11 protein-coding genes are annotated in these 13,430 nt (G+C 73.4%); 8 read left to right on the top strand and 3 right to left on the bottom strand.

The features are described from left to right. Nucleotides 1-6 precede the first annotated feature (6 nt). The 5 genes from B7P34_RS09585 (at nt 7) to B7P34_RS09565 (ending at nt 6,559) form a co-directional block, all read left to right on the top strand. Nucleotides 7-945 carry an ABC transporter permease gene (locus B7P34_RS09585; protein WP_106675397.1) on the top strand — a complete coding sequence of 313 codons (939 nt, stop codon included), beginning with the start codon at nt 7-9 and terminating at the stop codon, nt 943-945. Beyond that, the gene (locus B7P34_RS09580) at nt 942-1,928 is read left to right on the top strand and encodes an ABC transporter permease (protein WP_106675396.1); all 987 of its coding nucleotides are present in this window, start codon (nt 942-944) and stop codon (nt 1,926-1,928) included. The genes B7P34_RS09585 and B7P34_RS09580 overlap by 4 nt, the downstream gene beginning before the upstream one ends. Next, nucleotides 1,928-2,956: an ABC transporter ATP-binding protein gene (locus B7P34_RS09575; RefSeq protein WP_106675395.1), complete on the top strand. Its 1,029-nt coding sequence runs from the start codon at nt 1,928-1,930 to the stop codon at nt 2,954-2,956. The genes B7P34_RS09580 and B7P34_RS09575 overlap by 1 nt, the downstream gene beginning before the upstream one ends. Further along, the gene (locus B7P34_RS09570; protein ID WP_106675394.1) at nt 2,953-3,933 is read left to right on the top strand and encodes an ABC transporter ATP-binding protein; all 981 of its coding nucleotides are present in this window, start codon (nt 2,953-2,955) and stop codon (nt 3,931-3,933) included. Before B7P34_RS09575 ends, B7P34_RS09570 begins: the two co-directional genes overlap by 4 nt. Before the next feature lie 217 nt (nt 3,934-4,150). Next, nucleotides 4,151-6,559: a collagenase gene (locus B7P34_RS09565; RefSeq protein ID WP_106675393.1), complete on the top strand. Its 2,409-nt coding sequence runs from the start codon at nt 4,151-4,153 to the stop codon at nt 6,557-6,559. Between the two features lie 89 nt (nt 6,560-6,648). Here B7P34_RS09565 and B7P34_RS09560 read toward each other — a convergent pair whose 3' ends face one another. Continuing rightward, nucleotides 6,649-7,254 (bottom strand): dihydrofolate reductase family protein, encoded by a 606-nt coding sequence (locus tag B7P34_RS09560; RefSeq protein ID WP_106675392.1) that lies wholly within the window; start codon nt 7,252-7,254, stop codon nt 6,649-6,651. A gap of 205 nt (nt 7,255-7,459) precedes the next feature. Here B7P34_RS09560 and B7P34_RS09555 point away from each other — a divergent pair, with 205 nt between their 5' ends. Further along, nucleotides 7,460-8,863 (top strand): tetratricopeptide repeat protein, encoded by a 1,404-nt coding sequence (locus B7P34_RS09555; RefSeq protein WP_106675391.1) that lies wholly within the window; start codon nt 7,460-7,462, stop codon nt 8,861-8,863. On the opposite strand, the gene B7P34_RS09550 is transcribed toward B7P34_RS09555, so the two are convergent. Then, nucleotides 8,860-9,747: a TIGR03619 family F420-dependent LLM class oxidoreductase gene (locus B7P34_RS09550; RefSeq protein WP_106675390.1), complete on the bottom strand. Its 888-nt coding sequence runs from the start codon at nt 9,745-9,747 to the stop codon at nt 8,860-8,862. The genes B7P34_RS09555 and B7P34_RS09550 overlap by 4 nt on opposite strands. Before the next feature lie 284 nt (nt 9,748-10,031). After that, nucleotides 10,032-10,841 (bottom strand): hypothetical protein, encoded by an 810-nt coding sequence (locus B7P34_RS09545; protein ID WP_106675389.1) that lies wholly within the window; start codon nt 10,839-10,841, stop codon nt 10,032-10,034. 157 nt (nt 10,842-10,998) lie between these two features. On the opposite strand from B7P34_RS09545, the gene B7P34_RS09540 reads away from it, so the two are divergent. Further along, nucleotides 10,999-12,309: a PE-PGRS family protein gene (locus tag B7P34_RS09540; protein ID WP_106675388.1), complete on the top strand. Its 1,311-nt coding sequence runs from the start codon at nt 10,999-11,001 to the stop codon at nt 12,307-12,309. A gap of 150 nt (nt 12,310-12,459) precedes the next feature. Continuing rightward, nucleotides 12,460-13,377 carry an aminoglycoside phosphotransferase family protein gene (locus B7P34_RS09535; RefSeq protein ID WP_223267680.1) on the top strand — a complete coding sequence of 306 codons (918 nt, stop codon included), beginning with the start codon at nt 12,460-12,462 and terminating at the stop codon, nt 13,375-13,377. The last annotated feature ends 53 nt before the right edge of the window (nt 13,378-13,430 follow it).

Here is a 13,430-nt window from a genome sequence, read left to right as displayed (position 1 = left end):
GCCGCCGTGACCACCGCCCCCGCAGCCGCCCCCGCAGAGACCCCCTCCGGCAGCGGCCCCTGGCGGCTCGCCCGCGCCGAGCTGCGCCGCCGCACCTCCGTCAAGGTCTCCCTCGCCGTCGTCGCGCTGTTCCTGCTCATGGCGGCGGGCGCCCCGCTGCTGAGCTCGCTCGGCGGCCACGCGCCCGACGCGTTCGACAAGACCGCCGTCGACCCCTACCTCGGCGGCCGGCCCCTCGGCCCGCTCGGCGGCGTCTCCCCCCGCCACTGGCTCGGCGTCGAACCCGTCACCGGCCGCGACCTCTTCGCCCGCGTCGTGCACGGCGCACAGGTCTCCCTGCTCATCGCCCTGACCGCCACCGCGATCGTCGTCGCCGTCGGCACGGCCGCCGGCATCGCCGCGGGCTACTTCGGCGGCCGCACCGACGCCGTGCTCTCCCGCCTCATGGACCTCACCATGTCCTTCCCCTCCCTCATCTTCATGATCGCCATGCTGTCGGTGGCCAGAGACGTCAACCGCATCGTGCTGATGACCGCCGTCATCGGCCTCTTCGGCTGGCCCGGCATCGCCCGCGTCGTCCGCGGCCAGACGCTCTCGCTCAAGCACCGCGAGTACGTCGACGCCGCCCGCCTCGCCGGCGCCGGGCCCTGGCGCGTCCTCACCCGCGCGGTCCTGCCCGGCGTCACCGGGCCCGTCATCGCGTACACCACCCTGCTCGTCCCCGGCATGATCGCCACCGAGGCGGCCCTGAGCTACCTGGGCGTCGGCGTCCGCCCGCCCACCCCCTCCTGGGGCCAGATGATCGCCGAGAGCGTCGCCTTCTACGACACCGACCCCATGTACTTCGTCATCCCGAGCACCTGCCTGTTCCTCACCGTGCTCGCCTTCACCCTGCTCGGCGACGCGCTGCGCGACGTCCTCGACCCGAGGAGCGCCCGCGCATGATCCCCTATCTGGGCCGCCGGCTCCTCGCCGTCGCCAGCGTCCTCGTCGCCGTCGCCGCCGTCACCTTCACCATCTTCTACGTGCTCCCCTCCGATCCCGCGGCCGCCGCCTGCGGCAAGTCGTGCAGCGTGGAACGGCTCGCGGCGATCCGCGCCCACATGGGCCTGGACCAGCCGCTGTGGCGGCAGTTCGCCGACTTCGTCACCGGCATCTTCACCGGCCGGACCATGGGCAGCGGCCGCTACGCCCTGCACTGCGCCTTCCCCTGCCTCGGCTACTCCTACGAGAACTCCGAGGCCGTCTGGGACCTGCTCATGGACCGGCTGCCGGTCTCCGCCTCGCTGGCGCTGGGCGCGGCCGTGCTGTGGCTGGTCCTCGGCCTGGGCGCGGGGGTCACCGCCGCCCTGCGCAAGGACACCCTCACCGACCGCGCCCTGATGACCGGCGCCGTCGCCGCGGCCTCGCTGCCGGTCTACTTCACGTCGATGATGCTGATCTACGGGCTCGTCCGGACTGCCGGCCTGCTGGCCTACCCGCAGTACGTGCCCCTCACCGGCGATCCCGTGCGCTGGGCGTCCAACCTGCTCCTGCCCTGGCTCGCGCTGGCCGTGCTCTACGCCGCCATGTACGCGCGCCAGAGCCGCAGTTCGATGATCGAGACAATGGCGGAGCCGTACATCCGCACCGCCCGCGCCAAGGGCCTGCCGCGCCGCACCGTCGTCGTCAAGCACGGGCTGCGGGCGGGCATGACCCCGGTCCTCACCCTCTTCGGCATGGACCTGGGCGGGCTGCTCGCGGGCGCGGTCATCACCGAGTCCATCTTCGGCCTGCCGGGCATCGGCCGCCTCTTCTACGGCGCCCTGTCCACCGGAGACCAGCCGGTCATCCTCGGCGTCACGCTGCTGGCGGCCGCCTTCATCGTCGTCGCCAACCTGGCCGTCGACCTGCTCTACGCCGTCGTCGACCCGCGAGTGAGGTACTGATGGCCGGCACCCCGGAGAAACTTCCCCTGTTGTCCGTCGAGGACCTCACCGTCACCTTCACCACCGCCCGCGGCCCCGTCCGCGCGGTGGACTCCCTGTCCTTCGCGGTGCGCCGCGGGCGGACGCTCGGCATCGTCGGCGAGTCCGGCTCCGGCAAGTCCGTCACCTCCCTGGCCGTGATGGGCCTGCACACCGGCGCCCGGGTCACCGGTTCCGTCCGGCTCGACGGGCGCGAGCTGACCGGCCTGCCCGAGCGCGAGCTGAACCGGCTCCGCGGCCGCCGCATGGCGATGATCTTCCAGGACCCGCTGTCGGCCCTCCACCCGTACTACACGGTGGGCGAGCAGATCGCCGAGCACCATCGTGTCCACTTCGGCTCCGGCCGCCGGGCGGCCCGCAAAAGAGCTGTCGGCATGCTGGGCGAGGTCGGCATCCCGGACCCCGCACGGCGCGCGGGCGAGTACCCGCACCAGTTCTCCGGCGGCATGCGCCAGCGCGTGATGATCGCCATGGCGCTCGCCTGCGAACCCGAGCTGCTCATCGCCGACGAACCGACCACCGCCCTCGACGTCACCGTCCAGGCCCAGATCCTGGAGCTGATCGCCCGCCTGCAGGAGCAGCGCGGACTCGCCGTCGTCATGATCACCCACGACCTCGGCGTCGTCGCGCGCGTGGCCCACGAGGTCCTGGTGATGTACGGCGGCAGGGCGGCCGAACAGGCCCCGGTGGACGCCCTGTTCGCCGCGCCGGCCCACCCCTACACCCGCGGCCTGCTCGACTCGCTCCCGCGCCTCGACGACGGCGACGACGCGCCCCTGCGGGCCATCCCCGGCAGCCCTCCCTCGCTGCTGGACCCGGCGCCGGGGTGCGCGTTCGCGCCGCGCTGCCCGCGCGCGGCGGCCGCGGCACCGGCCGAGCGCGCGCGCTGCGAGGGGACCAGGCCCGAACTGCGCGCCGCCGAGGAGCACCTGGTCGCCTGTCATCTGTCCCCGCACGCCGCCGCCCACACCCGGGGAGGCCCCCGATGACCGCCGCCGCTCCCCTGCTCTCCGTGCGGGACCTGAGGATGACCTTTCCCGGCCGGCGGGGGCACTCCGCCCCCGTCCGGGCCGTCGACGGCGTCTCCTTCGACCTGGCGGCGGGCGAGACCCTGGGCCTGGTGGGCGAGTCCGGCTGCGGCAAGTCCACGACCGGCCGCGCGATCGTACGGCTGCTGGAGCCCACCGCCGGGTCGGTCGTCTACGACGGGCGGGACATCAGCCGCCTGCGGCAGCGCGCGCTCAAGCCGCTGCGGCAAGAGCTGCAGATGGTCTTCCAGGACCCGCACTCCTCCCTCAACCCGCGCTGGACCGCGGCCCGGATCATCGCCGACCCGCTGCTGGCGCAGGGCCGTGCGGCGGCCGGCGCCCGGAGGCGGGCGGCGGAGCTGATGGAGCTGGTCGGGCTCCTCCCCCAGCACCTGGACCGCTATCCGCACGAGTTCTCCGGCGGGCAGGCGCAGCGCATCGGCATCGCGCGGGCCCTGGCCACCGGCCCCCGTCTGATCGTCGCGGACGAGCCGGTCTCGGCGCTCGACGTCTCCGTGCAGGCGCAGATCGTCAATCTGATGGAGCGGCTGCAGCGGGAGCTCGGTCCGGCCTTCCTCTTCATCGCCCACGACCTGTCGGTGGTGAAGCGGGTGTGTGACCGGGTGGCGGTGATGTATCTCGGGCGGATCGTCGAAGTCGGCGCCAAGGAGCGGGTGTACGCGGCGCCGGCCCATCCGTACACGCGGGCGCTGCTCTCCGCCGTGCCGCTGCCGGACCCGGCGGCCGAGCGGGTGCGAGAGCGGATCACCCTGCTCGGCGACCCTCCCAACCCGGCCGCTCCCCCGCCCGGCTGCACGTTCCATCCTCGCTGCCCCAAGGCCCGGGAGATCTGCCGGGCCGAGGCGCCGCTGCTGCGGATCGCGGCGCCGGGCGAGGCGCGGCAGGTCGCGTGCCACTTCCCGGAGTCCTCCGGCTGACACTTTGGACAACCCTTGGTGTCTGAGGGGTTGTCAGTGCCATTTCACATTACTACGTTACACATGACATGGCGCAGACAACCGGCTTCCCGTCTCCCTTCCGCCGGACGGGAGTTGAAGCCCACGCGCGCCGGCACCGTGTGCGTGCGCCGTCCCTCGCGTCCGCACGACCCGTACCTCCCACACATCTCACACCTCCCACAACAGGAGTCCATCGGTGTCTCGCTCCAGAACCCCGCGCAGATCCCTGCGCGCAGCCCTCCTCACCGCGTCCATAGCCACGGCGCTCTGCGCCACCGCCGCCGCGCAGCCCGGGTTCGCGGCCTCTCCCCCACCGGCGGCCCCGTCCGCGGCACCCGCGACCACACCCGCACCCGCCGCGCACCGGGACACCCCCACGCCGAACCCCTTCGACGAGGTCACCCGGTTCGCCGAGGCCCCGAAGCCGGCCGCGCAGTCCCCCTCCGCGCCGGGCGGGCTCACCGACGGGCGGGTGCCCGGCCCGCCGCGCACGGACCAGCCCAAGGACGGCAAGGACCAGGGCAAGGGCAAAGGCAAGGCGAGCTCCGCCGCTCCGCACGCCACCCTCGGCGGCAGCACCGTCCCGTGCACGCTCGACGGCGTCACGGGGCTCTCCCCCGAGCAGTTCGCCGACTTCCTCGCCGACCAGGCCGTCACCGCCGACGGCTGCCTGCGCTCCATCCTGTGGACCTGGGACCCGCGGCTGGTCCCGGTCATGTCGCGCGAGCACGTGCAGGCCGTCTCCCGCCGCATCGAGGGCCTCGCCGCCGCGCACGACGGCAAGAACGGCAGCCACCTGCTGGAGATGTTCACCTACCTCCACGCGGTCGCCTACCAGGACTTCTCGCACACCGAGATCGACATCACCGACGCGCCGACCGTCGAGGCCATGCGCCGCGCCGTGTACGCCTTCGGCACCGCCGACCGCACCTTCGACGTCACCCGCACCAACGCCGAGTCCCTGCGCGAGGCCCTCTACGCCGCCAGTGCCCCGGGGCTGCGCCAGCACCAACTGCCGCTGATGAAGCGCGTCCTGGCCACGATGGACGCCGCGCACCCGGCGACCGCCAAGGACACGTCATGGGCCGGTGCGGCGCTGGCCGCGCTCTCCCTCGGCTACCTCGGCGTCTACCCCGGCAACCACGACAGCGCCTTCCACGCCGCCGTGGCCGCGGACTCCGGCTACCGCGCGGCCCTCAAGGACTTCGCCGGCTACGCCCACCTCAAGGACACGGCCAACGCCTGGGTGGCGCGCGACGGCGTCGGCGAGTACGGCCGGCTCGGCCAGGTCGACGCGCTGAAGGGCGAGATCACGGCCGGCCTCGGCGACGTGCTGTCCACGGTCGTCCGCACCTTCGGCGAGGGCAGCGCGCCCTGGGGCAAGGCCGTCAGCTGGCTCAACGAGTTCGGCGCGTGCGGTCAGTACGGCGTGTGCAAGGCGGACATCGAGCGCCGCCTCTTCCCGAACGCCTACACGTACGACAAGGGCGGCATCAAGGTCCGCACCGCCCTGCCCCGGGCCACGGTCGACCGGCTCTACTACGCGAGCAAGCAGGTCAAGGCCCAGTTCCACCGCGTCCTCGGCACCGAGGAGCCGCTCGCGGGCGACACCAACACGACGCTGAACATCGTGCTGTACGCCTCGCGGTCCGACTACGAGATCTACCACCCGCTGCTGACGGGCATGGGCACCAGCAACGGCGGCATCTACATCGAGAAGGGCGCCACCTTCTACACGTACGAACGGCGCGTCCCGCAGGACTCCTCGCTGACGCTGGAGGAGCTGTTCCGCCACGAGTACACCCACTACCTCAACGGCCGCTGGGCGGTGCCCGGCCTCTTCGGCGAGGGCCCCTGGTACCAGGGCGACCGCACCACCGCGATGGACGAGGGCACGGCGGAGTTCTTCGACGGCGCCACCCGCGGCGACGGCATCAAGGTCCGCAAGTCGCTGGTGCAGGGCATCATCAACGACACCGCCGGCGGCAAGCCGCGCATGACCGTCGACCAGTTCCTGCACGCCGAGTACGACCGGGACGGCTTCCGCTTCTACTCCTACGCCGGGACCTTCTTCGAGTTCCTGTGGACCGAGCACCCCTCGCTGCTCAGGGAGATGTACGGGTACCTCCGCGCCGACGACGTGGCCGGCTTCGACGCCTGGCGCAACCGCCTCGGCCGGGACGCCGGCCTGCAGCGCGCGTACGACTCCTTCCTCGACCAGCAGATCGCCCACGTCGGCGACCTGTACGTGCCGGAGACCGCGTTCACCCCCGTGGACCGGCTCGACGCCGGGCACCCCGCCACCGTGCGCGCCTCCTTCAAGGCCACGACCGGCATCCAGCCCGACTGCCGCGCGAGCGGCTCCCCCGACCGCCCCCGGTTCGTCTGCACGGGCCGCATCACCGCCAACCTCAGCGACCCGGGCAACTCCGACCTGGTCTTCAAGGACATGTCCGGGACCGTCGACTACTTCATCCTCGACCGCGCGAAGAAGGGCATCAACAACTTCGCCGACATGAACTGCGACTTCGGGAAGGTCGACCTCTGGAGCGACCGGCCCGCGGGCACGGCGGACTACGCCTGCGAGGGACCGCTGAGGGGCTGACCGTCCACCGGCCGCGGGGTGTGCGGCCCCGCGGCCACGGGGCTCCGGCCCTGCCCCGGGGGGGGAGGGAGCAGGCCGGGGCCCCGTGCCTACTCCATCTCCTTCCCGGCCACCGGCCGGTAGGTGCACACCTGCACGCCCGCCCCGCTGGTCACCGTGGAGACCAGTTCGAGCGTGCGCTGCGCACCGTCGCCGGGGAAGATCGACTTACCGCCGCCGAGGAGCACCGGCATGATCATGAGCCGGAGCTCGTCGACCAGGCCCTCCCGCACCAGGGCCCGCACGAGCGAGGGACTGCCCATCACCAGCAGGTCCCCGCCCTCGGCCTCGCGCAGCTGCCGGATGCGGGAGACGGCCTCGCCGCCGGGGATGCGGGTGGTGTTGTCCCACGTCAGGTCCTCGTCGCTCAGCGTCCGGGACACCACGTACTTCGGCAGGGCGTTCATCCGGTCGGCGAACGGGTCCCCGGCCCGCTCGGGCCACGCCGCGGCCATCGTCTGCCACGTGCGACGCCCGAACAGCAGCGCCTCCGCCTTGGTCAGCGCGTCGGCGAAGGCACCGCCCACCACCTCCGGGTCGAAGAACGGGTGTGACCAGCCGCCGTGGGCGAAACCGCCGTCGGTGTCCTCCTCGGGCCCGCCCGGCGCCTGCACGACGCCGTCCAGACTCATGAACTCGCTCACCACGATGCGCACAGAAGGCTCCCCTTGACTTCGGCACTGCCGGACCACCAGGCGCCGGGCAGCAGGTATCGGCGTCGCAGCACGTGATCGCGCCGCGTGCAGGAAGCATCGCACCGACCACTGACAACGCCCCCGGCGACAGGCGCCACGCTTCCGGCCGGCGCAGCGGGGAAGGCATCCAACCCTCTGCACACGAGATCCCTGCAGGAGGACGGCTGTGGCAACGGACCGGCACGCCCATGCGATGACGCACACCGGCGCCGACGCGGTACGGCACTACGAGAAGGCGCTGGACGATCTCCTCTTCTTCCGCGAAGAGGTGACCACAGAGGCCCGGGCCGTCCTCGACGCCGCGCCCCGCTCCCCCATGGGAAACGTCCTCATGGCGTACCTCGGGCTGCTGGGCACGGAGGAGAAGGACGCGGCAAGGGCAGCGAAGTCGTTCCGGGAGTTCCGCCGGACCGTGCCCGACGCGGACCTGACGCCCCGGGAGCGCATGCACGCCGAGGCGGCGGCCGCGTGGCTCGGCGGCGACATCCACCGGGCCGGCGGCGTGCTCGCCGAGCTCGCCGTGACGCATCCGAAGGATGCGCTCGCCCTCGCCGTGGGACACCAGACCGACTTCCTCACCGGCAACGCCGTACTGCTGCGCGACCGCATCGGCGGCGCGCTGACCGCCTGGGACGCGGACGACCCCCAGTACGGCCTGCTGCAGGGCATGTACGCCTTCGGCCTCGAAGAAGCCGGCCACTACGGCCTCGCCGAGCGCGTGGCGCTGGAGGCCGTGGAGCGCAACGCGCGCGACGTGTGGGGCATCCACGCCGTCGCGCACGCCTACGAGATGCAGGGGCGGTACGAGGACGGCATCCGCTTCCTCGAAGCCCGCACGGACGACTGGTCCGACGGCAACTACCTCAGCGTCCACAACTCGTGGCACTACGCCCTGTACGTCCTGGAGACGGGGCGCACGGACGCGGTCCTGGCCGTCTACGACGCCGCCGTGCACAACGAGGACTCGGGCGGCGCGGCGATGGAACTGCTCGACGCGGCGTCCCTGCTCTGGCGGCTCCACCTCGCCGGGGCCGGCACCGGCGACCGCTGGCCCGCCCTCGCCGACGCCTGGGAGCGGCGGCGGGACGGCGCCTACTACGCCTTCAACGACGTCCACGCCGTCATGGCCTACGTCGGGGCGGGTCGCGTCGCCGACGCCGAACGGCTCGTCCGCGACCGGGAGGAGTGGCTCCGGACCACCGGGGCGGGCACGCCCCCGGGCCTCTCCAACGTGGGGATGACGGCCGAGATCGGCGTGCCCGTCTCCCGGGCCCTCATCGCGTACGGGCAGCAGCGGTACGACGAGGCGGTGGACCTTCTCCTGCCTCTCCGGCACCGGCTCCACACCTTCGGCGGCAGCCACGCCCAGCGGGACGCCCTCCAGAAGACCCTGGTGGAGGCCGCCCTGCACGCGGGCCGCCTCGACCTGGCCCGCACGCTGCTGAGCGAACGCGTCAGCCTGCGCCCGCAGTGCCCCTACGACCGGGAGGCCCGCGCCCGCCTCGCCGGCCGGACGGCCGCTGCCGCCGTTGCCGCTGCCGCTTCTGCTTCTGTTTCCGTCAAGCCCTAGGAGCCGCGCACGCGGTCGAGGACCTTGATGCCGAGCTCCAGGGCCCGGTCCGGCGTCGGCACGGACTGCTGCAGGTCGATGAAGCAGCTGTCGGCGCCGGAGCCCCGCACGCCCCCGAGGACCGCCGCGATGTCCTCGCAGGAGGCGTCCGGGGCCGGGTTGTGACGGATGTGCTGCTGCAGCGCGTCCGGGTCACGGCCGGCCTCCTCCGCGGCGCGCCGGGCCGTCTCCCACAGCGCGGCGTGGCTCTCCGGAGGCAGGGTGATGCCGACCCAGCCGTCGGCGCGGCGGCCGACGCGGCGCATGGCGGCCGGGGTGAAGCCGCCCAGGAGGACGGGCGGGCCGGGCCGCTGGACGGGGTGCAGGCCGACGTACGAGCGCGGAATGGTCCAGTGGGGCCCCTCGTGACCGAAGGTCTCCTCGGCCCAGATGCCGTGGAGGATGTCGAGGATCTCGTCCAGCCGGGCGCCTCTCTTGCTGAAGTCGGCGTTGACGGCGGTGTACTCGTCCCGCATCCACCCGATGCCCAGCCCGGCGTCCAGCCGGCCGCCGCTGACCTGGTCGAGCGAGGTGAGCGTCCGGGCGAGCAGCAGCGGCGGGTACCAGGGCGCGTTGAGCGTACTGGTGCCGAGCCGCACGCGGCTCGTCGCCGAGGCGGCGACGGTCAGGACGGTGAGCGGGTCCAGGAAGGTCGTGAAGCCGGGCGGGTAGGGGTTGTCGGGGGTGTGCCCCGGATAGAGGTCGCTGGGCGCGACGGGAGTCAGTGCACGGTCCCCGACCCACAACGAGTCGAACCCGGCGGCTTCGGCGTCCCGCGCGAACCCGGCGATCAGCTCGGCCCGAGCATGGCCACCGTACTGAGGAAGAGCGATCCCAATCTTCATACCCTCATCCTGACCAGCACGGTCCGTGAAACCAAGGCCCAAGACCGCCACCCAGGCCGCAGCGCGTGTCGCGAAGCCCTCGGCGTAGAAGCACACGCCATGCCGGTACCCGGCGATCACCGGAGCCGGACGGCTTGTCAGACCCCGGCAGTAGCTTGGGCACATGAGCACCCGGATCGAAGCCGAGATCGAATACGTACACGGCGACGCGACCCGGCCGCGCGGCCCCGGTCTACGACCACAACCCGGCGCAGACGTCCACGGCCAGGCGTGAACGAGGCCCGTCAGGTATCCCAGGGAAGGCGCACGGCCTCGATCATCGCGTCGTCGAGCAGCGCTTCGATCAGCTCGGCCGGGCCCGAGACCTTGGTGCCCCACAGGTCCTGGTCCGTGAACGTCACCCATGACCGGTCCTGCGGCCAGAGGTTGGACGCCGTCGACGCGAAGTCCGGGTGGTCGTAGAGGCTCCACGCATCACCGAGCCGCCCTCTCAGCACCCGGTGGTCGTCAATGTCGCACTCGCGGGTGAGCAGCGGGTTGTAGAAGGCGAAGCACACCGTGTCCATCCCTGCCGGGCTGTGCTCGACGAGCAACTCGATCAGCCGGTTCCACGTAGGCCGGTCGAGGGCTCCTTCGGTCGGCGGCTTGATGCCCACGGGCCAGCTGCCGTCCGGCAAGCGCCCGTCCGGTGAGCTGCGGTACGAGGGGAGGTATCCGTCCCGGACCACCGGCCCGCTCGTGCGCCGGGCGAGTTCCGACCAGCGGAGGCGGCGGTAGCCCGGCCCCGGGTGCTCGGCGTGCCCCACGCCACCGCCGGTCGCCACGCCGTCGATCTGGAGGAAGCTCAGGTCGTGGCCGTCGACGACGATGGGGCTCCTGCCTCCGCGGGCTTCCTCGCCGATGCGGCGGAGTTCGTCGTGGGACAGGCTGCCGGCACCGAGCTCGTGCTCGTACATGGCGTTCAGCACCCAGGCGCCGTCGGGAAGGCCCGGCGTGTGAAAGCCGGTCACCCCGTGCGCGTCGCCGGTCAGCTCGATCAGCCAGGAGGCTTCGCTCGACGGTGCGATCGGCCAGAGTGCGGATATCTCGGACATGCAAGAGATCTTGCCATCCGGTGCCACCACGGCCCGAACGGGGCGGCCGGGCCGCACTCCGTAGGAGCCGTCCCCGGCTCCGCGCAGGCCCTTACGCCGCTCCGGCCGCTGCCGTCCGGCGGGACAGCCCCGGCCTTGCGACCTGCCGTCGTCGGTCGTGGACGCCGGGCTCACGCACCCGGAGTGGCGGGTGCGCTCCCGGTTCATCGATGCCCCGCCTCCCGTCACGCCCGAGCAGTGGACGCGCCTCGTCCTCGCCGAACAGGACCCCCGGCGGCGCTGGATCCTCGCGACGTACGCGGTGGACCGCCGTGAAGAGCTCACCGGCCCCGCCTACGAGCAGCTCGCCGCGGACCCCGCCGCGCGGACCCGCGCAGAGGCCGCCCGCCTCACCGGGCTGCCCGCCCGCCTGCTGACGGCCCTGGCCGCGGACCCAGAGCCCGGCGTACGGGCCTCGGCCTGCCGGCCCGCCTGGCCGCACCTGGACGGCGCCGCCCGGCAGAAGCTGCTGGCCGACGCGGACCCCGCGGTCCGCACCGCGGCCCGGCTGCGGCATCACGAGGAACACCCCCTGTCCCGGGCCGTCTTCGAGACCGAAGGCCTTGAGGCCAAGGCGCTGGAGGGCTGCCGCCTCGAACGCGACTTCGCCGAGGGCCTGGCCCGCCGTGGCCGCGCGGACCAGCGCCGCGAGCTCGCGGGCAACCCCCGTCTGGACCCGGACCTGATCGCTCTCCTGGCCGGCGATCCTGATGCCGGCGTCCGGTACCGGGTGTCCGTCCGGCCCGACCTCACCGAGGCACAGCGGGCGGACATCCGCATCGAGCCCGATCCGGGCGCCCGCACATACGCCTTCGACTGGGTGGTGGCCCTCCACGACGACCCCGGCGCGATGCGCCGCCTGGCGGCCTCGTCCCACCCGTTCATACGCAGGAGCGTGGCCCGCGCCAGGCGGCTCCCCAAGGACGTGGTGGAGGTGCTCGCCCGGGACGAGGACCGCGTCGTGCAGCTCTTCCTCGCGGAGTCCTGCGACGACGCGCCCGCCGACATGCTGCTGCGCGTGTGGCGGTGGTGGACCGGCAGCCTCACGCACCCCGACCGGCCGCGCAGCCACCCCAACTTCCCCCGCAACGGCCTCCTCCGCCACGCCGGCGACCCGGATCCGCGGATGCGCCGGCTCGCGCTCGACGACCCCGCGTCGACCGCCGGACTCGTGGAACGGTTCAGCCGGGACGCGGACGGCGAAGCGCGGCTGCGGGCCGCGCAGGACCCGCGCCTGACCGCGGCGTCCGCGGTGCTGCTGCTCGACGACCCGGAGGCGCTGGTGCGCCGGGCGGCGGCCCTGCACCCCCGCCTGCCCGCGCGGGTCCTGGCCCGGCTCCTGCGCGACGAGGCGGCCGAGACCGCGGCCGCGCATCCGTCACTGCCGGCCGGGGTCATGCGGGACATGCTCCGGCGCCTGGCCTCGTGAGCGGCCCGGCCTGCCGGTGACCGGCCACCCGGCCACCCGGCCACCCGGCCACCCGGCCGCCCCCGGCCGGCCGCCCCCGGCCGGCCCGGTTACGAAACTCCGTTGCCCCTCCCCTGCCGACGTCCTACGGTCCTGATCATGCTGCCGCCGGTGGAGACAGACGAACAGTGGGACGCGGTCGTACCGGACGAGTCGGTGATGCGGCCCGAGGTGGAGGCTCTCTGCGGGCGCCTCGGCCTGGCCGGGGCGCCGCTGGTCCGGTTCACGGAGGGGACGCAGCCGGTCTACGCGGTGGGCGACGAGCACGTCCTCAAGCTGTTCCCCGGATCCGCCGCCCGGGACGGCATCGCCGAAGGCCGGGTGCTGTCGCACCTGCAGGGCCGGCTGCCCGTCGCGACACCGCGGGTGCGCGAGTCCGGTCCGTACGAGAACGGCTGGCGATATGTCCTGATGTCCCGGCTGCCCGGCGAGAGCCTGGCCGGCGCCTGGGGCCGCATACCGCGGGCCGGCCGTGAGCGGCTCGTCGCCCGGATCGGCGAGGCGCTCGCCGAGCTCCACTCCCTCGATCCGGGCCCCCTCGAAGACGTGCTCGGCCCCGGGGACTGGGGCGCCTTCCTGGACCGCCGGCGCGCGGCCGCCGTGGACCAGCAGCGCGCGCACGGGCTGGCGGAGGCCTGGCTGGAGCAGATCCCGGAGTTCCTGGACTCGGTGCCGCTGCCACGCGCGCCGCGGCGTTCCCTGCTGCACACCGAGGTCATGCGGCAGCACTTCCTCGTCGACCCCGACGGCCGGCGCCTGACCGGCCTCTTCGACTTCGAGCCGGCCATGATCGGTGACCGCGCCTACGACTTCGTCGGGGTCGGCCTGTTCGTCACGCGAGGCGATCCGGAGCTGCTGGCCCGGCTGGCCGGGGCGTACGGCCGCACGTTCCCACCGGCCGAACTGCTGGCGTACACCCTGCTGCACGTGTACAGCAATCTCCCCTGGTACCTGCGGGAGCTGCCCGTGCCCGCCGAGGGCACGCTGTCCTCGCTGGCCGAGGCCTGGTTCGGCACCGGCACGGCCTGACGCCCCGCCGCCGTGCTGTGCGGCGGGGCGCTCGGGCCTGCCCGCGTCAGGCT

It is taken from the genome of Streptosporangium nondiastaticum, from assembly GCF_003011965.1.
Lineage (GTDB): Bacteria > Actinomycetota > Actinomycetes > Streptomycetales > Streptomycetaceae > Streptomyces > Streptomyces nondiastaticus.
The sequence above is the reverse complement of the archived record's forward strand: the minus strand, read 5'-3'. Positions and strand labels throughout refer to the sequence as shown.